The sequence below is a fragment of the Sporolactobacillus vineae DSM 21990 = SL153 genome (assembly GCF_000377985.1).
Lineage (GTDB): Bacteria > Bacillota > Bacilli > Bacillales > Sporolactobacillaceae > Sporolactobacillus > Sporolactobacillus vineae.
The window spans coordinates 122205-145935 of record NZ_KB899045.1 but is presented as its reverse complement, the minus strand read 5'-3'; the positions used below and the strand labels follow the sequence as shown (position 1 = coordinate 145935).

The 23731-nt window shown below is 52.1% G+C and carries 19 protein-coding genes and 1 other annotated feature; of the genes, 5 read left to right on the top strand and 14 right to left on the bottom strand.

Features of this window, described 5'->3' with window-relative positions:
* The first annotated feature begins 79 nt into the window (after positions 1-79).
* The 3 genes from D889_RS0106830 to D889_RS0106820 are packed head-to-tail and all read left to right on the top strand — an operon-like array spanning position 80 to position 2795.
* Complete coding sequence (locus D889_RS0106830; RefSeq protein ID WP_010631468.1) at positions 80-1120, top strand: aromatic ring-hydroxylating oxygenase subunit alpha; 1041 nt, start codon at positions 80-82, stop codon at positions 1118-1120.
* A gap of 52 nt (positions 1121-1172) precedes the next feature.
* Positions 1173-1439, top strand: a complete 267-nt coding sequence (locus D889_RS0106825; RefSeq protein WP_010631469.1) for a ferredoxin — start codon at positions 1173-1175, stop codon at positions 1437-1439.
* Positions 1440-1457: 18 nt separating this feature from the next.
* Complete coding sequence (locus D889_RS0106820) at positions 1458-2795, top strand: nucleobase:cation symporter-2 family protein (protein WP_010631470.1); 1338 nt, start codon at positions 1458-1460, stop codon at positions 2793-2795.
* A gap of 136 nt (positions 2796-2931) precedes the next feature.
* On the opposite strand, the gene uraH is transcribed toward D889_RS0106820, so the two are convergent.
* The 4 genes from uraH to D889_RS0106800 form a co-directional block, all read right to left on the bottom strand.
* Positions 2932-3285, bottom strand: coding sequence for a hydroxyisourate hydrolase (gene uraH, locus D889_RS0106815; RefSeq protein WP_010631471.1), 354 nt, complete (start codon positions 3283-3285; stop codon positions 2932-2934).
* Between the two features lie 51 nt (positions 3286-3336).
* Positions 3337-3831 carry a 2-oxo-4-hydroxy-4-carboxy-5-ureidoimidazoline decarboxylase gene (gene uraD / locus D889_RS0106810; protein WP_010631472.1) on the bottom strand — a complete coding sequence of 165 codons (495 nt, stop codon included), beginning with the start codon at positions 3829-3831 and terminating at the stop codon, positions 3337-3339.
* Positions 3832-3860: 29 nt separating this feature from the next.
* A complete protein-coding gene (locus D889_RS0106805; protein ID WP_010631473.1) occupies positions 3861-5510 on the bottom strand; it encodes a PucR family transcriptional regulator in 1650 nt (549 codons plus the stop codon).
* 95 nt (positions 5511-5605) lie between these two features.
* On the bottom strand, positions 5606-6793 hold the full coding sequence (locus D889_RS0106800; protein ID WP_238537604.1) for an amidase: 1188 nt from the start codon (positions 6791-6793) through the stop codon (positions 5606-5608).
* Positions 6794-7088: 295 nt separating this feature from the next.
* On the opposite strand from D889_RS0106800, the gene D889_RS0106795 reads away from it, so the two are divergent.
* Positions 7089-8513, top strand: coding sequence for an NAD(P)-binding domain-containing protein (locus D889_RS0106795; protein ID WP_010631475.1), 1425 nt, complete (start codon positions 7089-7091; stop codon positions 8511-8513).
* Positions 8514-8590: 77 nt separating this feature from the next.
* On the opposite strand, the gene D889_RS0106790 is transcribed toward D889_RS0106795, so the two are convergent.
* The 8 genes from D889_RS0106790 to D889_RS0106740 all read right to left on the bottom strand — a co-directional run bounded on the left by D889_RS0106790 (position 8591) and on the right by D889_RS0106740 (position 20075).
* Entirely contained in the window at positions 8591-9484 is an 894-nt protein-coding gene (locus D889_RS0106790) for an ROK family protein (RefSeq protein WP_010631476.1), read from the bottom strand.
* Between the two features lie 334 nt (positions 9485-9818).
* Positions 9819-11105: an MDR family MFS transporter gene (locus tag D889_RS0106785; RefSeq protein WP_010631477.1), complete on the bottom strand. Its 1287-nt coding sequence runs from the start codon at positions 11103-11105 to the stop codon at positions 9819-9821.
* Between the two features lie 350 nt (positions 11106-11455).
* On the bottom strand, positions 11456-12517 hold the full coding sequence (locus tag D889_RS0106775; protein ID WP_010631478.1) for an iron-containing alcohol dehydrogenase family protein: 1062 nt from the start codon (positions 12515-12517) through the stop codon (positions 11456-11458).
* A complete protein-coding gene (locus tag D889_RS0106770) occupies positions 12504-13175 on the bottom strand; it encodes an MtnX-like HAD-IB family phosphatase (protein ID WP_010631479.1) in 672 nt (223 codons plus the stop codon). The genes D889_RS0106775 and D889_RS0106770 overlap by 14 nt, the downstream gene beginning before the upstream one ends.
* Positions 13176-13326: 151 nt before the next feature.
* Complete coding sequence (locus tag D889_RS0106765) at positions 13327-15213, bottom strand: putative bifunctional diguanylate cyclase/phosphodiesterase (protein ID WP_238537606.1); 1887 nt, start codon at positions 15211-15213, stop codon at positions 13327-13329.
* Positions 15214-15539: 326 nt separating this feature from the next.
* Positions 15540-16154, bottom strand: coding sequence for a competence protein ComK (locus D889_RS0106755; protein WP_010631481.1), 615 nt, complete (start codon positions 16152-16154; stop codon positions 15540-15542).
* A gap of 364 nt (positions 16155-16518) precedes the next feature.
* Positions 16519-17565 (bottom strand): PTS sugar transporter subunit IIC, encoded by a 1047-nt coding sequence (locus D889_RS0106745; RefSeq protein WP_010631482.1) that lies wholly within the window; start codon positions 17563-17565, stop codon positions 16519-16521.
* Between the two features lie 158 nt (positions 17566-17723).
* On the bottom strand, positions 17724-20075 hold the full coding sequence (locus D889_RS0106740) for a YfhO family protein (protein WP_010631483.1): 2352 nt from the start codon (positions 20073-20075) through the stop codon (positions 17724-17726).
* Between the two features lie 323 nt (positions 20076-20398).
* Here D889_RS0106740 and D889_RS0106735 point away from each other — a divergent pair, with 323 nt between their 5' ends.
* Positions 20399-21307 (top strand): aldo/keto reductase, encoded by a 909-nt coding sequence (locus tag D889_RS0106735; protein WP_010631484.1) that lies wholly within the window; start codon positions 20399-20401, stop codon positions 21305-21307.
* Positions 21308-21621: 314 nt separating this feature from the next.
* Here D889_RS0106735 and D889_RS0106730 read toward each other — a convergent pair whose 3' ends face one another.
* Positions 21622-22461: an SAM hydrolase/SAM-dependent halogenase family protein gene (locus D889_RS0106730; RefSeq protein WP_026039059.1), complete on the bottom strand. Its 840-nt coding sequence runs from the start codon at positions 22459-22461 to the stop codon at positions 21622-21624.
* 75 nt (positions 22462-22536) lie between these two features.
* Positions 22537-22805 (bottom strand) — a binding site (T-box leader).
* Between the two features lie 82 nt (positions 22806-22887).
* Positions 22888-23580, bottom strand: coding sequence for a YczE/YyaS/YitT family protein (locus tag D889_RS0106725; RefSeq protein WP_238537608.1), 693 nt, complete (start codon positions 23578-23580; stop codon positions 22888-22890).
* Positions 23581-23731: the final 151 nt, after the last annotated feature.

The following is a 23731-nucleotide window of genomic DNA, read 5'->3' as shown; positions in this document are numbered from 1 at the left end:
GTGAGATTTTCTGACGTATGTGTTCATTTGTTTTCAGATTTGTTATAAAATTTCCTCAATTGAGCAAGGGGGAATGGCGATGGCAATGGCGTTTACGGAAAAGCGCACATCCTGTCCGACAGAATGTACATTTACTGAAACAGACTGGAATGTCCTGGCAAAGTACTGGTATCCTGTAGCCAAAAGTGAAGATGTGATGAATAAACCATTGCCTGTGAAGCTGCTTGATGTGGAACTGGTTGTTTACCGGGCCGGCGACAAGGTAGTGGTGGCCCGTGATCTCTGCGTCCATCGCGGTACCCCGCTGAGCATGGGCTGGATGGACGGTGAGAATATTGTCTGTCCCTACCATGGATTCAGCTATGCCCCGGGCGGTCAGTGTGTCGCCATACCCGCTCATCCGGAGGCTAAAATTTCTCCCCGCCTCTGTCTGACTGTTTTTCCCTCTGTTGATCGCTACGGACTGATCTGGACGACGCTTAACGGTGAAGAAGAGACGGTTCCGCCATTTCCAAAGTGGGGCGATGCGGGCTACGTCTCGTTCATTGCCCCGGTCATCGACATCAACGGATCAGCCGGACGTCAGGTTGAAGGATTCCTCGATGTTGCCCATTTTGCCTGGGTGCATACAGCTACTTTTGCTGACCGTCATAATGCCTTTGTACCGAGTTACAAGGTCACCCGTACCGGCAGCGGGATTCACACCGACTATCTGAGCACTGTCAGCAATTATCCGAAAGGAATGAAAGATCCATCTCCCGCCGGGTTTAAATGGCTGCGCGAATATGACGTCTATCCGCCGCTTACCGCCCGGCTGGTCGTCCATTTTCCGGATGAGAAACAGCTGTGGATCCTGAATGCGGTCTGTCCGGTCTCCGCCAGAAAGACCCGTCTCTTCTGTCCGATCAGCCAGAATTTCGATAAGACGCTGTCCGTCGAAGATGCCTGTGCATTTAATCTGAGAATTTTCAATGAAGACAGGGAAATGGTTGAGAATCAGAAACCGGAAGAACTGCCTCTGGATCTGCAGACTGAAGCGCACATCATGGCGGATAAAACGTCGATCGCTTACCGCAGGCTGCTTAAAGAGATGGGACTGGGCAAGCAGTACACAAGCTGAAATTCTGCGTTTGCGGCTCCGGAGTTCTGCTAGAATAAGGAGGTATCATGCGTTGAAATATGTTATTGTCGACAAGGAGACGTGCATTGCCTGCGGGGCATGCGGCTGCGCGGCACCGGCTATTTTCGGTTATGACGATGATGGGATTTCACATGTCCTGCTCGATAACAATCAGGGGACAACAGCGATTCCGGAAGACAGTCTCGATGATGTGATCGATGCCTGTGAAGGCTGTCCGAGTGAATCAATCAAACTGAGCGGCACGCCGTTCAACGGCAATCCGTTAAAAGAAGAAGTTCTTGATTCTGAATTTTTGTGAACAGGAGTGTGATTCATCATGGAAACGACGCACAAACCCGGGAAAATTTTTTCTCTCGGTATTCAGCACATGCTTGCGATGTACGGCGGCGCGGTGATTGTTCCGCTGATTGTCGGCGGTGCCGTAGGTCTAAAGGGCGCCGAGCTCGCTTTGCTGATTTCGATTGATCTGGCCGCCTGCGGAATTGCCACATTGCTTCAGGCCTGGAAAAACCGCTTTTCCGGAATCGGTCTGCCAATCGTCATGGGCTGTACATTTACCGCTGTCTCACCGATGATCGTCATTGGAAAATCATACGGCATGCCCGGAATTTGCGGTGCGATTCTCGTTGCCGGTCTGGTCGTCCTGGTGATGTCCACCTTTTTCGGTAAAATTGTCACTCTGTTCCCGCCGGTCGTTGTCGGCTCGGTGGTCATGATCATCGGCATCACGCTGATTCCGGTCGCCATCAACAACCTTGGCGGAGGCGTCGGTGCCAAAGGATTCGGCAGCGCGCAGAATCTGCTGCTGGGCTTCGGCGTGCTTCTGCTGATCATTCTGATGAACCGTTTTTTCAAAGGATTTATGCAGACGATATCGATTCTGGTAAGCATTATTGCCGGTACGATCGTCGCCTGGTTCATGGGTCTTGTCGATTTCTCTTCGGTCGGCAGCGCCGGCTGGTTCAGCCTGATCAGTCCGTTCAGTTTCGGTCTGCCGACGTTCCATCTCGACGCGATCATTGCCATGTCGATCGTCGGCATCGTCAGCATGATTGAGACAACCGGGGTTTATCTGGCACTGAGCGAAATCTGCGATCAGCCGATTAACGACAAAGATATGCAGCATGGCTATCGGGCAGAAGGTCTGGCGATTCTCGTCGGCGGCCTGTTCAACGCCTTCCCGTATACGACCTTCTCCCAGAATGTCGGGCTCGTCCAGATGACCCGTGTCAAAACAAGAGCTGTAACGATTGTCTGCGGCATCAGCCTGATCGTCCTCGGGCTGATCCCGAAAATCGGCGCGGTGACCATTCTGATTCCAAATGCTGTGATTGGCGGTGCCACACTGGCAATGTTCGGCATGGTGATCGCTTCCGGTGTGCAGATGCTGGGCCGGGTCGATTTCAAGCGTCAGGAAAATCTGCTGATCATCGCCTGCTCGGTTGGCGTCGGTCTCGGCGTCACCGTCCAGCCTGAGCTATTTGCCAAATTCCCGACGCTCGTTCAGATCCTGACCAATAACGGGATCGTCTCCGGCAGTCTTACCGCTCTTATTCTTAATCTGGTTTTCAATGTCGGACGGCATCCTGAAAAAGAATCCGTAACCAAATTGTCCAAACAGATGGTGGCGGAAACGAGCGCAACCAAATCGTGAACGGATCGTTTCTCACAGGCACTGCGATTGTGCTGCAGAATCGTCATCCGTTCCAAATCATGGGGCAGTGAAATTATCTCTATTCACTAAAGCGGCACACGAATTTTTTTATCCGTGCGCCGCTTTAGTGTTCTGTTCAACTGCCGCGATACACCTGATAGCCGTAAGGAGATACGAGCAGAGGAACGTGGTAATCCTCCAGAGGCGAAGCCACGTTGAAGCGAACAGGGATGATGTCCAGAAAAGGATGCGCGCCTTTCACTGAGACCGACTCCCGAAAATAATCGCCAATATGAAACCGCAGCTCATAGGTTCCCGAATGCAGCTTACCGGCATGGATCAGCGGCTCGCTCATCCGGCCGTCTTTGTTCGTCGTCCGGCTGCACACAAATGTTGCCCGTGCATCGTTCACTTCGTAAAGGTCAACTCTGACATCTGCCGCCGGCCGGCCGTTGACCAGGTCCAGAATATGTGTTGTTAACGCCCCCACAGCATTTTCCCCCTATGACGGACGATTTCTCGCCGCCTGTGTCCGCTATCGCTATGATTCCATCAGGTCATCGAATCTGAAGCGGGCGATCCTGACGATTTCCCGGATTGCCGTATCAAATTCATTCTGCCTGCTGTTGTTCAGCCGCTTGCGAATCGCCCGGTCGATTTCCTGCCTGCTGCGTCCGCGGACGGCGATGATAAACGGGAAGGCAAAGCGGCGTTCGTAAGCCGCGTTCAATGCAGCCAGGTCCGCCGCTTCAGCGTTCTCCATGCGGCGAAGCCCCGCCTGCTGCTGTTCCCGGTCCGACGCTCCGGTCAGTTTCCCGGCACCGCCGAGCCGGGGATGCGCCAGAATCAGCTGTTCTTTCTGCTGCGCGGTCGCCGACAGGACAATCGCTTTTATCGTCTGAAAAAGATCATCTTTTGAAAGGAAGGGCCGGCTATTCATCGCCTCACGGATAATCCACGGGGAATGTTCAAAAATCCCGCCAAGCTGGTTCACACACCACTCACGGTCCGCTGCGTTCAGCGTTTCAATGTTCACCCTTTTCGCCCCTCTTTTGCCTTTTTGCATCACTTTTTCCGTTTGCCTGCAGCTGTTCCGGTTTCATCAATCAGCGGTTTCAGCCGCAGCGCAAAGCGAAGCTGAAACGTTATGTCGGGATCCTTCAGATCTTTTCCCAGCATCTGTTCGCACTTGTCAATCCGGTAGATCACTGTATTGCGGTGGACATACAGCTTTTTCGCCGTCTCCGAAATCTGGCAGTTCGATTCAAGATAAACATAGAGTGTATGCAGCAGCGCCCGGTTTTCTTCCTTCTTCGGAAAAGCCAGACTCTGCAGTGTATCCTGATACAATTTACGCAGATCTTCAGCCGGAACCCGGTGCAGCAGATCCGCGATCCCGCGCGCCTGATACGCCTGGATAAAAGACCGCCGGCCGATCTGCATGCCGGCGTGCAGGGCATCGACCGCTTCCTGATAGGCCGACGGGATTCCCGACAAATCCGTAAAAATATTACTCAGTCCAAAAGACAGGGTCTGCGGGAAAAAACGTGTGACCTGCTTCTGGACATTCAGTAAATAGGGCTTGAGAAAACGATAGCTGTTCTCCTCAGAGGCCATCATTTCCACAATCAGAACACAGATATGGTCTTTCACGAACAAATGAGCCGGGAAAGGGAAGGCCCGGATTTCCCCTTCGATATATTCATAGATCTCATTCGTCTCCATTTGATAATGAATAAAACTAATCGGTTCCCGGACCGTATCAAGCTCACCGGCCGCGCATACCAGGGTCTGGCCGTCCCGGAGCCCGAATTCTGTCGCCCTGCTGACAATCTCTTCATCGGTCGAAAAGGAACCAAGCACGAGATTGGAAAAGAAGGCATCCCGGACTTTGCGATCTGTTTGCCGCAATGCCTCATCCTTCATCAGCTCAAAGGCAAGCACATTCAATGCCTGCTCAACCGTCAGGGTCAATAGGCGATCCGTCTGCGGCACCAAACCCTCAATGAGTAAAAAATACCGTTTCTTTTTATAGGTGTGAAGCACAAACAGCGAAAATGTACGATGCGTCCCAATAACGGAAAACGCTGAATAAGCAGCCCGCTGCTTCCGGAAGACTGACTGATCAGCGGCGGGAATCTGTTCTGCCGTTTTAAGGCCTTTCGGTTCACGGCCGGATGCATCGATTCTTTTAAAATAGGCATCAAGTAAAACAACCTGGCAGCCGATCATATCGGACAACTGACTGAGCAGACGGCCGATGCCTTCACCGCTCATGATGTGTCTTGTAAACTGCTGGTGGGTATCGATCGCGAACTGAAGCTCCTTGGTCCGTGCATCGAGGATCATCGATAGCGTCTGGTTATCAATGTCAACAAGTGCCAGGCTGTTGGGCAGATCAATCAGCGGAAAAGACAGACGGTTGGCCAGCCTGATGACTCTTTCCGGTATTCCGCCGATAAATCTGCGTGTCTTGATCCCCAGAGCGGCACACCCCCGCCCGGCCATCTGATTGACAAGCTGATAAAAGAAATCAGGATTATCCTGCAGATGGTAACCGCTCGTAATCAGCCAGTCATTCGGCTTGAGATAGTCAATAATATCCGGAGCGTCCATCATGTTCACATTGCAAATTTCTCTGTCTGTTCCCTTTCCCCCGGCAACAAGCCGTAATTCATGGAACAACGGTATTTGAAACAGATCGGAAACCTTCATATACCTGCGCCTCTATCATGAATGGATAACTGCCTTTGTTCCATTGAACCATTTTTTGACTATTTTGTCGATTCAATAATCAGGCGAATCCAGGTTCATGCCCGGCTGTTTTTTTCATCATTTGCAGGCAGATCATGCACAAAGGCAAGCAGCTGGCGATCCGTCCCTGCTCCGGAGATGAAGGAGAGGCCGACCGGGCGGCCCTGATCGGCGAAGGGAATCGTGATCTGCGGCAGGCCGGCAACACCGGCGATGCACGTCAGTTTCATTGTCTGCGCCCTCACCCTGCCGCCTGCTGCCGCTGAATCCGTGCGTGCCGGCGCGGGGCCGAACGTCGTCGGCAGAACGATCAGGCCGTCCTGCCCAAGCAGCCGGCTCATTGCTTCCGCAAAATGGCGCTTAACCTCTGCGGCATGACGCCAGACGTCGTCTTGTTTCATTTGTGATGCAGCTTCAAAACGGCCGGCAATATCGCTGCCGAAGCGCGGATGATTTTTCTCAATCCACGCGCCGTGAGACTGCCAGGCCTCTCTTCCCTGAAGAATCCGGAAAGTTTCCGAAAGCAGCTCAGGGCTGGAGTACGGGAGTGTACATACCTCAAGACCAGACGGAAAGTACCTGAACACGGCCTCATTCAGCACCGTTCCGACCGTCGATGAGGCCACCAGATCCCAGGCTTCCCGCAGCAGATAGAAATGCCTGAACGTGCCGATCTCCTGTTCAGGCAGCAGGCATTGGCCGATTTCTTGCAGCAGGCCGGAACTCCCTGCCATCCATCCGACGGTGTCAAAGCTCGGCGCCAGCGGAATCACGCCGTCCAGTGAAACCGACCCGTGAGACGGCCGCATGCCGAACAAGCCGCAATATGAAGAGGGGATGCGCACGGAGCCGCCGGTATCTGTGCCAATCGCAAAATCCGCCAGGCCCCCGGCAACAGCCACCGCAGATCCGCTTGACGAACCGCCGGAGAAGGCATCGGGAAGCCGCGGATTAATCGTCGGCGGATAGTGGATGTTGTCTCCCCTGAGGCTGTACATCAGCTCGTCGGTGACCGTCATCCCGCGCAGTGTTGCTCCGCTCCTGAGCAGCCGGTCGATCACCTGGGCATTCCGGACAGCCGGGCGGTGCGTCTTCTCCCAGTCCGGATTGCCGGCACTGTTGCGGTGCCCGCTCACTGCAAAGACATCCTTAGCTGCAAAAATCAGATGATCGAGCATACCGCTGCTCTTCGGTTTAATAAACAGTTGATCCTGAATAAAGGCACCGAATGGATCCTGTGTCATCGTGTCATCCCCCATGATCAAAATTTCATGATAGCTGATGGCGTTTCCCATTTTAGTAACAGAATACCGTGTTTTCCATAAAACCGGAATGGGTGATCCTACAATTTTTTCCCGGCTGTTTGGTTGATTTTCTTACAGAAAAAGATCGTCATTCCTTTCAGCCTCAATAAATTGGTGATATCAGCTAACATAAATAAGAATATTTAGATCATTTTGTCTTGTATGACTTCTTTAAAAACAGTAGGATGGATACAAATAGTGTTATAAGACTTCACATCAGAGGAGCTGGTGCGTCATGAGTCTGAAAACATTGAATGAACAAGTAAGAAGGGACCTTTCCTGCCTTGGTTTCCCGGGTTCTGACTGGGTCCGGCCTGCGCGTCATCCTGAGGGCCGCGTCTATGATGCCGTCATTGTCGGTGCCGGCCAGTGCGGCCTGGGCATTGCCTTCGGACTCTTGCGCGAGCGGGTTACCAATATTCTCATCATTGACGAAAACGAAGCGGGGTCAGAAGGCCCGTGGGTCACTTATGCCCGGATGGTGACGCTCCGGACGCCTAAACAGCTGACACCGATCGACTTTGGCGTGCCCTCTCTGACTTTCCGTGCGTGGTGGGAAGCCCGGTTCGGCCCGGAGAGCTGGGCCGCCGTCGATAAGATCCCGCGCGAGGACTGGATGGCTTATTTGTGCTGGTACCGGAAAATTCTCGGGCTTCCCGTCAGGAACCGGATCAGACTCGATCTGATTGAACCGCGGGATGACGGGATCTATCGTCTGCATATTACCCGGAACAACGCATCCGGCGAAATCATACTGGCTCGGAAAGTGATTCTGGCGACAGGCATTCAGGGCGGCGGCCAATGGTATGTCCCGAAGATGATCCGGGAAAAACTGCCGAAGCCGCTTTACGCTCATACATCTGAGCAAATTGATTTCAGTGCACTCCGCGGGAAAAAGATTGCCATTCTCGGCGGCGGTGCCTCAGCTTTTGATAATGCCAATTATGCCCTTCAGGAAGGCGCGGCCGAGGTCCACGTCTTCGTCCGGCGCAACCATTTACCACGCGTCAACCCGATCCGCCAGATGGAGCCTTCCGGACTGATCGCTCACTTTCACACACTGACTGATGCGGAAAAATATGCGGTGATGGCCCACTTTTTCAAACTTAACCAGCCGCCGACCAACGACACATTCCGGCGCGCCTCTTCCCGGCCGGGATTCCACCTCCATCTCGGATCACCGTGGCTCGATGTCGGCGCAAGAGCCAACGCTGCCAGCGTCACAACGCCGCAAGGCACTTTCCGTTTCGATTATCTGATCATCAGCACCGGTCTGCGTACTGATCCTGAACTGCGGCCCGAACTGAAGCTTGTTGAAAGCCATATTGCCCGCTGGCGCGACCGCTATCACGCACCGAAAGACATCGCCAGCCCGGTACTCGATGCCCATCCCTATATGAGTTCCGGTTTTGCCCTGCTCAGCCGCGATGAACCGGGAAAAAAACTGCTGCACGGCCTGTTCGCCTTCAATTATTCAGCAATGATCAGCTGCGGTCTGTCGGCTTCAGCTCTGTCCGGTATGAAATACAGTTTGCCTGCCATTTCTTCAGCAGTGGCCGATCAGCTTTTCACTGATGATCATCAGGATTATCTGAAAAGCTTTTTCGCCTATGATGAGCCTGAATTTGTCGGCGATTGGCCGAAAAAGGTACCAGGCTGAAACGCTGATGCCAAAGAACATGAAGGAGCGGCAATACTCAATATGAGTGTATTGCCGCTCCGTTTGATTTCCATCTCTCAGACGCGTGACTCGTGCTGAGCTTTATATACCCTTTTGGCCAGAATCAGCGCTCCGGTGATGCCTGAGTTGTCGCCGAGCTCCGGCGGAACAATATAACTGTCGATGCCGCCCCTGACTTCAGGGAAGTCGATGTAACCGGCCAGCAGTTCCTGAACATTCCGCCGGATCATTGGAAACAGCTGCTTCTGTTTCATAACGCCGCCGCCGATAATGATCCTTTTCGGTGAGACAATCAAAATATACTGCATCAGTGCCTGAGCCAGGTAATCTGCCTCCATCTGCCAGGCTTCATGATCCGCCGGCAGCTCCGAAGCCGATTTTCCCCAGCGGGCTTTAAGTGCCGGGCCTGAAGCGACGCCTTCCAGACAGTCTTTATGATATGGACAGATGCCCTCGAAGTGATCCTTCGGTGAGCGGCGCACCAGAATGTGCCCCATTTCCGGATGGGACAGACCCTGGAACAGCTGATTCCGATTGACCAGCCCGGCACCGATGCCCGTGCCCACGGTCAGATACAGGCAGCCGTCAAGACCTTTGGCTGCACCGTGATACAATTCACCGAGCGCTGCACCATTGACGTCCGTAGTAAAACCGACGGGAAGATGCAACGCATCCTTCATGGTCCCGACAAACGGATAATTTGCCCAGCCCGGCTTCGGCGTTGATGTAATCGATCCGTATGCAGCGCTTTCCGGGTCCAGATCAATTGGCCCGAAAGACGCAATTCCCAGTGAATCAATCTGGAAATTTTTAAAAAAGTGAATGACCCGGTCCATGGTATAATCCGGATCTTTCGTCGCAATCCGTTCCTTTGCCAGAACATTTCCTGACTCATCGCCGACTGCACAGACAAATTTCGTCCCGCCGGCTTCAATGCCTCCCAGATACATAGAATCACATGTCCTTTCGTGACGATTTGATCAGATAATATAGTGTAAGCGTTTCCCCATCTGCTATTATAGCAGATTCATTGCCGGACAGAAGTTTCTTTTGTGCGACTTTTTTGAAATAAGCTAAGTTTGTTTAAACGATCATTTTCTGATTTATCTGCTAATTGCATCTGACTTTTAATCGTGTACGGAATCCAGCCGGAGCGCGGTTCCGTGATTCCGAGCGCTTCAAAATTTCGGCCTTGCCTCTTCACGTATTGCACTGCAAATTTTGATATAAAAAAAACCGTGCTTCCGCACAGTTCTTCGATCCGGCATGGGGACTGCCGAAGGATCAGCTATTGATCACATTAAGATCTTTTTTTCGATAAAATTGCGAGAACATGACGCCGTAGAGGACCATCCCGATGAAGGCAACAAAGCCAAGTATATAGAAGGTCTGCGAATAGCCGAACCAGACGGTCATCGGAATGGCGACCGGTGCAATCGACCGCCCCACGGACAGGCGAAGTCCGGATGCAGCGAAATACTGGCCGCGGAGGTGCTCCGGGGACAGTTTCGCTACAAAGCTGTCCTGAAGTCCGACCTGCATCAGTTCCGCCCAGGAGAACATGACGATGCACAGGAACAGTACCCAGGCATTGACCGTCGTTCCCATAATGATCATCGCCGCGCCGTAGCAGAAGGCCGAACCCATGAACACATTGCCTTCGCGGAAACGGGTCATCCATTTGGTCACGATGACGGTGAACAGGGCGACGCAGAGCCCGTTCAGCGAGACCATCATGCTGAACAGCTGTTTGCCGTCGACGGCCAGAGTCCAGGTGCCGAGTGCCAGCAGATTCTGATGCGGCACCTGACTCGTTGTGTATACGGCAATCAAGAGATCCAGCTGCATGAACGTCTGAGCCACGAGAATACCGGCGAGGAGATACAGCATGAACAGCCGGTCTTTTAAAATAATCCCGTAATCGCCAAACTGTTTTTTCAGATAGTAGAGCCAGTTTCCGGAAGTTTCCGGTGCAGCGGATTTGTCCGCACTGACGACGGGTACGGTCTCATGAATCCAGTGATTCAGCGCCCAGAGAAGAATGAAACTGACGACCGTGCAGATGCTGAGGAGAAGAAAACGGTCGTTAAAAAATAGGATACCGCCGATCAGCGGACCGATGACGACAGTCACATTGATCGATGTATAAAAGATGGCGAACACACCGGGACGGTCCTTTTCAGAGACAACGTCGGCGATCATCGCGCTGCTGGCCGGCCAGTACAGCTGGCCGAACAGACCGAGCAGGGTAAAACAGAGGAACGTCAGCATCGGCGAGTCCAGCCAGGGTGAATTCGCCAGAGCGAAGAAGACAAAACAGACCGCCTGACCGGCAGCTGAAAAAATCATCATCCGTCTTCTTCCAAAATGATCGGCGCAGTAGCCGCCGAGAAGACCGATCACCGCACCGATCACCTGCGACAGAATGAGCAGAATACCGGCTGATGTCTGCCCAAAGTGGTCGGAAAAATAAATCGCCATAAACGGAAAAAACATCCAGAACAGCAGATTGAAAATACCTTCCCCGATAAAACGGACTTTCAGATTAATATCCCAGTCACGCCATTTCATTGTAAAGCCCTCACCTCTCTCTGTCTTTTCGGATTCATCAAGGGCCGGACCGGCAGAAACAAACGTGTTTTCTCATCATGATTGAAAAGCACAAAAAGCCTGCTGATCCGGCATACAGATACATGCCCGGTTCAGCAGACTGCGTCAGTCAGCAGATTGTCAGACATGGTCAGACACTTTCGGGCAAAAGAAAGACGACAGTCTGAAAACAGGCTGTTTTAAAAACTTTCTGTTGCCCGATGCTGCAGTGAAGTGACCATGTGAAAAACTCCGATCCGTTCTCAATACTTTTTTACCAATGAATGAACCATTAACGATTATACGCCGGGTGCAGCATTCCTGCAATCGGCTTAGCCGAGCACGTCCTGCAAAATCGGATCCTCATGCAGGATCTGATGCGCGCGTTCGCGGTATTTTGCTACATGAAGATAGGTATAGCGCATCGGCTTCACATTCGGTGCCTTATCGATCGCCATGTCGAAGTCGGCCGTCGTCATTCCTGCAGATTTGGCAAAATCGAAGAACCCGGTCGCCTTCAGTACGGTAATGATCCGCTCAAACCGATGATTCTGAACCTTGCTCATCAGATAGGAAGCGACTCCGACCTGGAGGCCGTGCAGCTGCGGATGCGGCGAATACGTATCCAGCGCATGCGAGATCAGGTGCTCGCTGCCGCTGGTCGGGGCGCTGCTGCCGGCAATCTCCATTGAGATCCCGGCCATCGTCAGGGAATCCGCCAGCTCTTTGAGAAACAAGTCGTCTTTGATCGTCCCGAAGTCGGTACGGACGAAACTGTTAACGGCCTTCTTCGACAGCATCAGGGCGCAGTCGTCGACTCTCGTCCGGCCGTTCTGTTCTTCGAAAATCCAGTCTTGAGCCGCCGTGATTTTGGAAACCAGATCACCGACCCCGGAATAAATAAAGCACTCGGGCGCGTTCTTGATCACATCGATGTCGATGATGATCCCATACGGCATTTTGGCATGCACCGAGATCCGGCGGCCGTGAATCGTCAGCGACGTATTGGAACTGGAGAAGCCGTCGTTCGACATCGATGTCGGCACGCTGATGAACGGCCATTTTCTGAGCAGCGCCGTATATTTTGCGGCGTCGAGCGCTTTACCGCCGCCGATGCCGATCACCGCTTCGGTCTGAAAAGGGAGCTGGAACGCCCGGTCGACGACGCCGTCAATGTCGATATCCGCGACCTCCTCAGACTTCAGCACATCGATTCCGGACGCTTTCAGCGAGCCGAAGACCGGATCACCGAAGAGTTCGGTCAGTCCTGAACCAAACAGGATGACCACCTTCTTAAATTCATGCCGCTGGAGCAGCGGACCGATTTCCTTTAAATTTCCCTTTCGGACGTCGAGCAGGGTGGGAACAACAATCTGATGATTATCGACTGCCATGGGTCAGCGCCTCCTCATGCTCTGTCAGGTATTTCTCGACATCAGCGAAACTTGTGATCGCAACATAATCCTTCTTTTCAGCATCGAGCAGGCCCTGCAGTTTACCCTTGGCAAAAACCGTGTCGGCAAGCATGGCCGCTTTCAGATCAGGCAGGCTGTCGCCGGCAAAAAAGACCTGATCGTAGTCCTTACTCAGATCGCGTGCGACTTTTTCCTTGTCCACGCCGTATAGCCGCGAATAGTACGGCCCGTCGGCATCAACATCCAGATGAATCCCGCGATCCCGGTACACACCGGGATTGGAAATAATGCGGACATCCCGAATCCCGTATTTCTTAAAAATTCGTTTGATATAGTAATCGGTTCCCGCGCTGATGACCACAAAATCACCGCCCAGACGCCGGACATGGTCGATCACTTTCCCGGCATCAGGGTCAAAAGGAATCTGGTCAATATCCTCGTCAATGCCCGCTTGATCCCGGCCGATCGCGGCAAACAGCCGGCTCAGATACTCCAGATCGGTCATCACTTTCCTGTCCCAGTCTGAATAAAGTTTCTCACTTTCTTTCTGAAAATGGTTGTCAATCACAACATGGAAAAAATCTTTTTCAGAAAGTGTTCCGTCAAAATCCGATATGAACAGGAATCGTTTGGTCATCGACTGATTCTCCTTATCTCATCTGTTATATTACAGTTATCAGTATAGCAAAGCAGGACGAACCATGTCCGTCCTGCAAGCGTCGCCAATATGTCTAAGTGTTGAAAATCACGGACACTCCACAGTGTGCCCGGAAAACGTGCCGGTTAATTTACTTTTTGGAGACTCCGGTCATTTGTTGCGCGCTGCCTCCGTCGGGCGGCTGCAGCAGACGGAGCACGCCGCTTGCTGTTACCGGTCTGCCATAGAGAAAGCCCTGGATGATATCACACTTTTTCAACCGGAGAAAATCTCGCTGCCATTCATTTTCCACGCCTTCAGCAAGTGAGGGGATGTTCAGCTGACGGACGATCATCAGAATGGAACTGACAAACTGATTACTCTTCATATCCTGATTGATTTTATCAATAAATGATTTATCAATCTTAACCAGATCGATCGGCATCTGCTGAAGAAAGCTTAATGAGGAATAGCCGGTGCCGAAATCGTCCAGAGCGATGACGATGCCCAGTTCCCTGAGCATGTCCATTTTCTGCATGACAACCGAGACTGAATTTGACAGGGATGTTTCGGTGATCTCCAGCTCAAGGCAGTTCGGGTCGAACGCCGTTTCCTTCAATATCTGTTTCACATCATCAATAAATCCGGGATCCATCAGCTGGACAGGAGAAACATTGACCGCCAGTCTGCCGAGAAACCCGTACTGCACCTGCACCTGTTTAAAAACTTTGCAGGCCGTGCGCATCACCCATTTGCCAATCTGGACAATCATCCCGTTCCGTTCGGCGAGCGGGATAAAGCTCCCCGGAGAGACCATCCCGAATTCGGCGGATTTCCAGCGAATGAGCGTTTCAAAGCCGCGAAGCCCGCCGCTTTCAACAAAAAACTGCGGCTGAAAAACAAGGAACAGTTCATTGCGACCGATCGCTCCCTTAAGTCCCTGAATGATTCGCGTTTCTCTGACCAGCTGATCATTCATTGATTTCTGGAAAAGGCGAATCTGATTCTTCCCGCTTTTTTTTGCCTGATACATGGCCATGTCGGCAAAGCGCATCAGTTCGGGCACATGATCCGTGTCTTCCGGAAAAAAAGAAATACCGAAGCTGGCGCTGACCGACACCGTCGCTTCGCCAAGCCTGACCGGCCGGCGTACCATCTTGCCGATATAGTCGATGTATGTCCGGATTTCCTCCCTGGTCATCTTTTGGCGGATAATCAGGACAAATTCATCGCCGCCGATATGGCCGAGCGAATCACCTGTATTCTTGAGCTTGCTTAAAAGGAAACCGGTGTACCGGATCAGTTCGTCGCCCGCATGGTGCCCAAGCGTATCATTGACACTTTTAAAGTTGTCAAAGTCAATGAATGCCAGAGCAAACGGGCGGCCACTTACCCCGAACGATGCGGCGATCTGATCGAGATCGATCTGAAATTTCCGGCGGTTGGGCAACTGTGTGAGCGGATCAATATACGCCAGCCGGTACATCTGCTCCCGGTCGTCGGTGATAATTTTATTGGATTTCTCAAGTTCCTGGTTTTTCTTCCACAGCTGCTCTTCAGAAACCGATGCCTGATAATAGGCCTTTGTGATCAGCTCTTTCTTCTTCAGTGCGTCATCGTAGTTCCCGGCATTGCGCATGGCATAGAAAGCGAGCAGTGACCCTGCCAGGATCGCGTCGATGTAAAAAGTCATGGCCATCCGCGCGTTCAGCCCGCCGATGCTGCCGCCGGTTCTGACAAGATATATCTGGCGGATCAGTGCCAGTCCGTTCAGGCAGGTGGCCATCAGAAAGCCGGACCTCCGGAATCTCAGGATCAGGTAGACTGTTACAGCAAGCTGCCCCTGGATCAGCAGCAGCGTCACTACCCAATTGCGGATCAGGAAAACCATCAGTGCATCCAGAATCAGATAAACCATGCCCGCAATGGCGATCCTGACCGTTGCCAGTGCCGTATCATCAGGAAGCATGAACCGATCCGTGATGCGCCCTATGGATAATCGGCGGTTTTGATGTCTTTTTTTTGGTGTATCGCTCACAATTTCAGATCCATTCATCGAATTAAGTGGTCATTTGCCAATCATCGGAACACAGGACAATAGGACTCACACAGTTCCCTGAAAAGAATATAATCACTTTTACTATCGGCCGGAAAGTCATCGATGTTAATTCATTTAATATTTAGCATTTTAAACCGGCCGGCAGGAAAATCAAGAGATCTGTACACTTTCAGGGACTGATGACCTGTTCATTCTGTCCCGTAAAAGGGAAAAAAACCTGATCTGAACTTCTGCAGACAGTCTGCGTCCGTTCAGCCAGGTTTTTAGAATCGGGTAAGTTAGCTTATGCGTCACGTAAAGCCGGTTCATACGGAAAGGTCTTTCTCTTCTCCGCCTGCTCCGCCTTCCGTAAGCCGATTTCCCCGGTCAATCATATAGTGGCCGAATTCATTCACCACCAGGCGCCGTCCCGTCCTGTCTTCCGGCAGTTCATGGATCCTCTCTGTCCGATAAGAACTGACCCGTTCACGCAACTGGATTCTGAATTGTGCGGTCCGCATTGCTTTGCGCTCAAAAATGCTCATACGGACCGGAAGATCAATGATATCCCCATGAATCGTCAGCACTCGGACACTGTTCTTATCCTTACTGTCCGGGAGCCAGGTGCTGATATGCGAGTGGGCGATCCAGATATTGTCCCGGTGCGCTTCGGATTTCAATGGAAACAAGTAGAGATTGAGTTCGCTGCAGACGCAGATCGGCGGCATGCTCTTATAGCCGAGATACGCAGCCCCTTTCTTTCTGCCGGCATATGTGGAACCAAAATAAGCGCATGATTGCTGAACAATTTTGAGCGGTGTGGCCCTGGTAATAAATTCACGGTTTTCTTCAATGACGAAGGTCTCCAGACTTCCGTTCTCTGCGTTATGAGGCAAAAGAGCAATCGTTGTTTCATTAACCACATACTGCTTTTTTTCCATCTGCGATCTCCTATGAGGTGTAGTGATTTGGAAAGATTTTCGTCCCTCGCCGTTCCCGACATGACGGGCGCCCGCATCATGAGGGTCCGGCAGCAGTACGGACACGTGCTGAAGAAACTGGCTGGTGAATCTGAGGATTGCATGCAATATAGGCATTTTGTTCAGGTAAATATTTACCTATAAGATCTTATAGGATAATTATACAAATAATACAATTATATTCAATATTTTGACAGCAAAAAACAGAACCGTCATCATACTTTTTACCAAATTGTTCAAAAGATAGACATAAACGGAGCCGGATATTTCTCCGGCTCCGATAGGAACAGACGCAGCGGTCCTTTTCAATTTATATTATTTCTGACTAGGCACGATAATCCTGTGGCGTGTACAGATGCAGGACACGGCGGCAGAACCATTCAAAGAAAATACCGCCCGCGAACGGAACGAGCAGATAAACAAGGCCAATCACGAGCAGGTTGCCGAACCCGGATCCAGCAGGCATGAAGTGCATCGCATTGATCGGCCCGACCAGTCCGGAAAATCCGAAACCGGCGCTGATCGGTGTCCCTTTAATCTGAAAAAGGATGCCAAGTGTCCCGAGTAAAGCCGCATTCAGCATGATCGGCACAGCAATCGCCGGTTTCCGGACCATGGCGGCGATCATGATTTTCGGTGTCCCGATCAGCGCAGACAGCGATAAGCCGATGGTATTCACTTTGAGGCCACCGACGAACATGCCGACTGCGGCCGCCACGCAGCCAAGGTTTCCGGCTCCGGAAGCCAGGCCCGTCATGCCGATCGCCGTCGCAATGGCAACGGTTGAGACCGGTGAAATCATGATGACCGAGAAACTGGCCGCAACCAGAATGCCCATCAGCACAGGCTGCAGAACAAAGAAACTGTTGATCATCCGGCCAATCCCCAGCGTCAGTGCATGAACAGCCGGGAAAGTCAGCAGTCCCAGGGCACCGCCAATCACACTGATCACCAGCGGCATCAGCAGCGGTTCAAACGAACCCAGATGTTTGCCGACAATCAGCACGAGACCGCTCGCCATACTGACGGTAACCAGAATGTTGACCAGATCGCCCATTCCGGAGAGAACGACCCCTTTCGGCGTGAACGTCAGTGCCCCCGAACCGATCCAGGCTGCCGCTGCCACACACACCATCGGGATCGGCCTGAAGTGGAATTCAAACGCCACTGCCATACCGATCAGCAGCGGAACGGCCAGCATATAGATGCTCACCAGCTGATAGATTGTTCCGAATAATGGGTAGTGCCCCATCAGCGCTTTACACAGCTCGCCCAGCAGTGCGGACGGAACCAGTCCGGCAACAATGCCGACTGCATGGCCGACCAGAACATGATTGACGAACACTTTCACCGTCATTTTTTCCTTTACCAAACCTTAACAACCTCCGCTCCTGTTTGCAGTCTCTCTATATAGGAAAAAGTACTGTGCCTGCTATTTTAACAGCTTTGATCTGTTTTGTCGATAGAACGCGTTTCATCACTAAAGTATTTTGTGAAAAATAAACTGCCGATCGCAGCTGCTGAACCCGATCAGATTTTTTCAGAAAAAGCCGGGGTGCCCCTGCCCGCCTGATGAACAGCGGATCTGCGTCTGAACACCTTTTCCAACACCATCCAGCCGGAAAAAATCAGCAGCGAAACGAAGGTCAGCGCCGCTCCGGGAATCAGTCCGGGCGTCTGATAGTGAAAACGGATCGTGTTGACGCCTGAGGTAACCGGGACGATCATGAAACCGTCTGAGTTTAGAATCTTTACTGGTTTTCCATTGACCGTCGCCGACCAGCCCTTGTCATAGGGTACACTGAAGAAGGCATATTTGGCGGTGTCCGCCTTAATCTTCGAGACAAAACCGCGCGCATCATGACGGAATGAAAGCGACGACTCGGAACGGCGCTGGGCGATATCCTGCTGAATGCTGTTCCCGCCCAGAGAAAGCAGCGCATTCTCCGAGATCTGCTGCAGCTTTCCTTTTACCTGACGGATCTGTCCGTCCGACAGAACGACGGCTTTAAGCAGCGTATAATTTTTATTTTCATCGGGAATCCGGTTAAACTGTGCCCGCGTCATATAAAGGTTATAGGTAAACCCGATCGGCGGAATCGACGGATTCTCATAGATATACATCATATTCGTCCCGTTGTTAAACTGTGCGTAAAGCTTCAGCTCCGGACGGCGGACCGTATCCACATAAAACCGGTTGGACAGCAGCGGATTAATGCCGCCGTCGTTTGCCGGAATAATCGTTTTAACGTCGCGCGGCGAACCAATCGACTGATAGTACTGGAAAATCGATCCGTTAACCATACTGGTAAAAGAATTAATTGTCGGCAGTCCGGCAACCATCGCCAGATTCCATCCGCCGTCGCTGAGACTGATCCGGTAATCCTGACTTTTCGGCAGCGCCCTTTTCAGCATCTGACCGCTTTTCACCACTGTGTTATAGGTCTGAACGGGACCCTGATAGCTGTATACCGAATGCGTCACCGTAATATTGAAGAGCCCCGCGATCCCGGCAAACAGGACAACAGCTGCTGTTGTCAGCACCAGCCAGTGCTTTGCCCTGCGGAAACGCCAGACCAGAAAATACGTGCCGACGAGGCCGGCCAGTGCCAGCGCCAGATAGACAAGGAATGTCTCATAGTGAAAGATGGCATTCTTTTCACTCGGGCTCCACGGATAGAAGAGCAAAAATGCCGCAAGCAGCAAGGTTGCTGAAGCACTGGCCAGCAAGCCACCGCGGATCTGCACTTCTTCCCGGTGCTCGAGAACCACCGCGGTCATCAGTGCCATGATCAGCACCGGCATATAGAACCAGCGGGCGTAATAGGATGCGTTGAGCATGTAGAGCAGGCTGTTCAGCAGCGGGATGCACGCCATCACGGCTGTAGCCAGTGTCATCCGGCTCATCCAGCTCTTCTTTTTCCAGAGTATATAGCTGATCACGGCGGACAGACCGAAAAGCGGCAGATAGGCACCGCTTGAGGTAAAGTCCGACGGGTAGATGGCCGACTGATAGGGCATGATATCGGCCGGCATCAGAAAAGCTTTGATGATTTCCAGATAGCGGGCCCCATCGAACACGAGCGCACTCGGGCCAAACAGGAAGGAATCCAGCCGCGGATTCTGCAAGGTAAAAAGAATCGCCGGTAAAAACAGAAAGCAGGACATACCGATACCGATCAGCCCGCTGCCAAGGATCAGCGGCAGACGGCGAATACTTTGTCTGAAGTTTCCGACCAGGAAGCGGACACAGTAATAGAGGATCAGAAAAACAAGTTCCCCCATGAAAAAGAAAAAGTTGACGGTGGCGTTCAGTGCCACGGCGATGGCAAACCAGCCGTATTTGTGATCGATCATCAGCCGGTCGAGGGCAAACAGCAGCAGCGGGAACAGCGCGACGACATCGTGAAAATGATTGAACATCAAATTCACGGCGGTGAACCCGGAAAAGGCATAGAGCAGTGCGCCGATCATCGCATAGTTTTCATTTTTAACATAACGGCGTATATAAGCGAACGATGTCATCCCGGCGACGCAATATTTCAACATAAACATCGGGCCGACAAGATAAGGAAAGAAGAACGGCGGGAAGAGCAGGCTGAGCCAGAAAAACGGACTGCCCAGTGTATAAAAACTGTATGATCCGATGAAACTGCTCCCCAGATCGGTGTACCAGTTCCAGAAAATGTCTCCGCTTTTGATCGCCCGGTTGCTCAGAATATTGAACGGTATCTGCTGATAATTGAAATCGCCGACGAGTGAAAACAACCCTTTATTCGCCATCAGCGAAGGCAGGAACATGATGCCCGAAGTCAGCAGACAGAGCAGGAACACTTTTAGATAACCCGAATGGACTAGTTTTTTTATGTATACCGGCATCATGGAAAAGACGACTCCTCATCAAGCATAACTATTCGCGCAGTCTGGTAAAACGACTATAATTCTATTATGAACGATTCAGATGAAATGCGAAACACGGAGAATAATGAACCCTTCTGACAAATCGTGGTAATAGCCGCCCGCAGACTGCTATGAAACAGTCATTCGTCGGACAGAGAATTTTTCTGCCACAGAACCAGCAGGGCGGATCAGGATTCGGGGCGTTTCAAAAACCTCGGGGCACGCTTTCCAGCAAGGAACAGCACTTTCCCGCGACAAATCGCAGCATCTGAATGGCGCAGCTATTCATAAGGGGGATGTTTTTCTTGTTACAGATAGAGGACCAGAAAATAGAGAAAATCCGCCGGGCCGTTCTCAGCCGCAAGGTAAAATTTGCCGACGGCACCGAAGTACCGGCGATCGGACAAGGAACCTGGCATATGGGCGACGATCCGGAAAATCATCAGGATGAAGTCGACACACTGAGGCTCGGTATCCGCCTCGGCATGACGCTGATCGACACTGCCGAACTGTATGGATATGGAAAATCCGAACGCGTCGTCGGCGAAGCGATCCGCGGCCTCCGCGATCAGATCTTTCTCGTCAGCAAGGTCATGCCGAGCCACGCCGGCGGCCGCAATCTGGTCAGTGCCTGTGAAAGCAGCCTGAAGCGGCTCGGGACCGATCATCTCGACCTCTACCTCCTGCATTGGAAAGGCGGAGTCCCGATCGAACAGACCATTGACGGCATGGAGAAGTTGAAACAGAGTGGAAAGATCCTGCGCTGGGGAGTATCCAATTTCGACACCGCAGATATGAAGAATCTGATTCATCGTCCTGACGGTGCGCACTGTACCACCAATCAGGTCCTCTATCATCTCGGGTCGCGCGGCATCGAAGTCGATCTCCTGCCCTGGCAGAAAGCGCAGCACATGCCGGTCATGGCGTATTCACCAATCGCCCAGGGCGGGTCACTGAAAAAGCAGCTGACGACTGAGCCGGCGTTGAAAAAGATAGCGGCCGCGCATGACGTGTCGCCGATTCAGCTGCTGCTTGCCTGGTGCATCCGCCGCGCCGAGACAGACGGCGTGATTGCAATCCCGAAAGCGAGCCGGCCGGAACATGTCCTCGCCAATGCGGAAGCCGCATCTGTGCACCTGTCCGCTGAAGAACTTCAGACGCTGGATCGCCTCTTCCCGCGCCCGTCACATAAAGTGCCGCTTGACCTTCTCTGACATGATTGAAAAACACGATGACCGGCTCACTGCGATAACCACTCCGCGGCGAGCCGGTCATTTTTAATCGCGGCGATGTTAACGTTTAATATTGGTTTATCCGCTGATTTTTTCCGTATTTTCCGTCGAAACAGTGAATTTCTTTCCTGAGAACAGCGAGCCAAGCGAGCCCCCGCAGCGCTTTCATTCGATCAGCGGGGAGGCCGCGCGAAGCGCCCGCGGAAAGCGAGCGTCTGGAGCGTAAGGCAACAATTGCGTTAACATAGCCTTAATCGTAGTTGGAAGAGAAACGCATGGTCACCTCTTCCGATACCTTATAACTTTTGAAAAGCGATATGCCAGTTGCTTCCGGTGCCGATGGTGTATGCCTTGGCAAATGACCCCTGATTGATCGCCACGCCGACATTTTCCAGCGAGTTAATGTAGATCACCGGCTCGCCGATCGCCACCGCGGCAAATGACCGGGCAAAAACAACTGTATTTTTATAAACATTGCGCGTGTCGTTACGGATGGTGACTTCCAGGCGGTCGCCGTGTGTCACATCCAACGCGTGAAACAGATTGTGGTCGATATTCGTCCAAAGATTGCCGAAGCGCACATCCAGAACGTCGATCATGCCGACAACCCGCTCCCCGTCGCGATATGCAGGAATCACCGGCAGTTCGACGATCGATTCCACCGGGACCGCTTCACCGAACACGTCGAAATCGATGAGCCCGGCCGCCAGCCGCGCGCCGGTGTAAGCATAAATGTCCCGGCCATAGAATGTGTAGGATTCCCCTGCACTCGGCAGCTTGTTGGCTTTCTCATCGAAGACGTGTACGGCCTTGATACCTGCAACTTTTTTGATGTGCGTCAGCGTGCCGTTATCCGGCGTGATGATAAACTGGTTGCGGCTGGTTTTCGCAATGACACTGCGCCGTGTAGAGCCGACACCGGGATCAACCACGGAAACAAACACGGTGCCTTCCGGCCAGTAATTAATCGTCTGGCGCAGCCGGTATGAGGCTTCCCAGATGTTATATTGGGGAATATCATGAGTCAGGTCAAAAATACGCAGGTTCGGATCAACGGTATTCGCCACACCGTACATTGCGGAAACCGCCCCGTCACCCAGTCCGAAATCTGTCTGAAATACCAATGCATTGCTCATGCCGATCACCCTTTTTTTAAAATCGATTCTGCTTCTGAGCGGATTCACCGGGGCAGCAAAAAACCTCGCCCTGAAATAAAGGACGAGGTTTGAATTCGTGTAACCACCTTAGTTTACCGACAACTTACATTGCCGGCCTCAGCAAGTACGGAACCGTTTTGCAGCTCTTATACTCCGATTTTTGTAACGGGAATCCATCCGTTGCGGCTTACTCGGACATGAAGTCCCCTTTTCAGCCGCACAGCTCAGAGGCCATGTTCGAAGGTTCACCTCTGCTCCCTCTCACCTGCCGGAGCTCTCTGCGGAGAAGCCTGCCTTCTACTTTTTCTCTTCATCGCTTTTACGAGAAAATCATGATTGTTTCACTTGAAACAGTTTAATTATTGACATCTTTTCAGAAAAAGTCAAGCTGTTCTTCTCCGCAACTCAGTGATGCGTCGCATGAGCCAGCTTGTGTGCATGGTGTCCGTGATGCAGCGGCAGAAAAATGTGCCACTCCGAATCCAGATGCAGTTTCACCAGTTTATCGAACAGTACAATGAAGTACCCGGTGCAGAGAAAACTGATCGCTGTGCCGAGACTGATGCCGATCAGATCATGACGGATAAGTCCTACAGTCAGTCCGATGACGAGCGGAATGCCCAGCGACAGACGCTGGGCCGGGACGATGTGTCCATGGAAAAATTTCTCCCGCATAATCTTCATCAGGTCGTCGAACGGATGGAGCACGAGATTGATACGGAAGTAGATCGACAGCGCGCAGCCGACGCACAGAATACCGAGCGTGCAGACGGCAGTGCGAAAAATCATACCATTTACCACAATATGCTGCATCACAAACAGCCAGGCGTCGATCAGATAGCCGAAAGACAAGACATAAAGAAAGTTAAACAGATCTTTCATCCGGTTCCAGTGTCCGCGCAGGAAATCGTCGACAATCAGGACGATCCCGCCTGCAATAATCAGCGCCTGACCGACCGTAATCCCTAAAGCGGAAGACACATTCAGGCTTGCCGCCGTCCACGGTGCCGATCCCAGGGCCGCCTTTACCGTCAGCGCATTCCCGAATGCATTCAGCAGCACCGACACAACCAACCAGACCATACTCTTTGCCAACACGTCAATAAGCCCCCAACACGGTTTGCATTCTTTCACCGACTCCAGTGTCGATCTGTTTCAAAGGATGCCGCCGGTCACCGGAAACCGCATGATCCGCCGGGAAATTCGTCTTTCTCGTATCCTATGCCTGTTCTTTTACAGTAAACACATT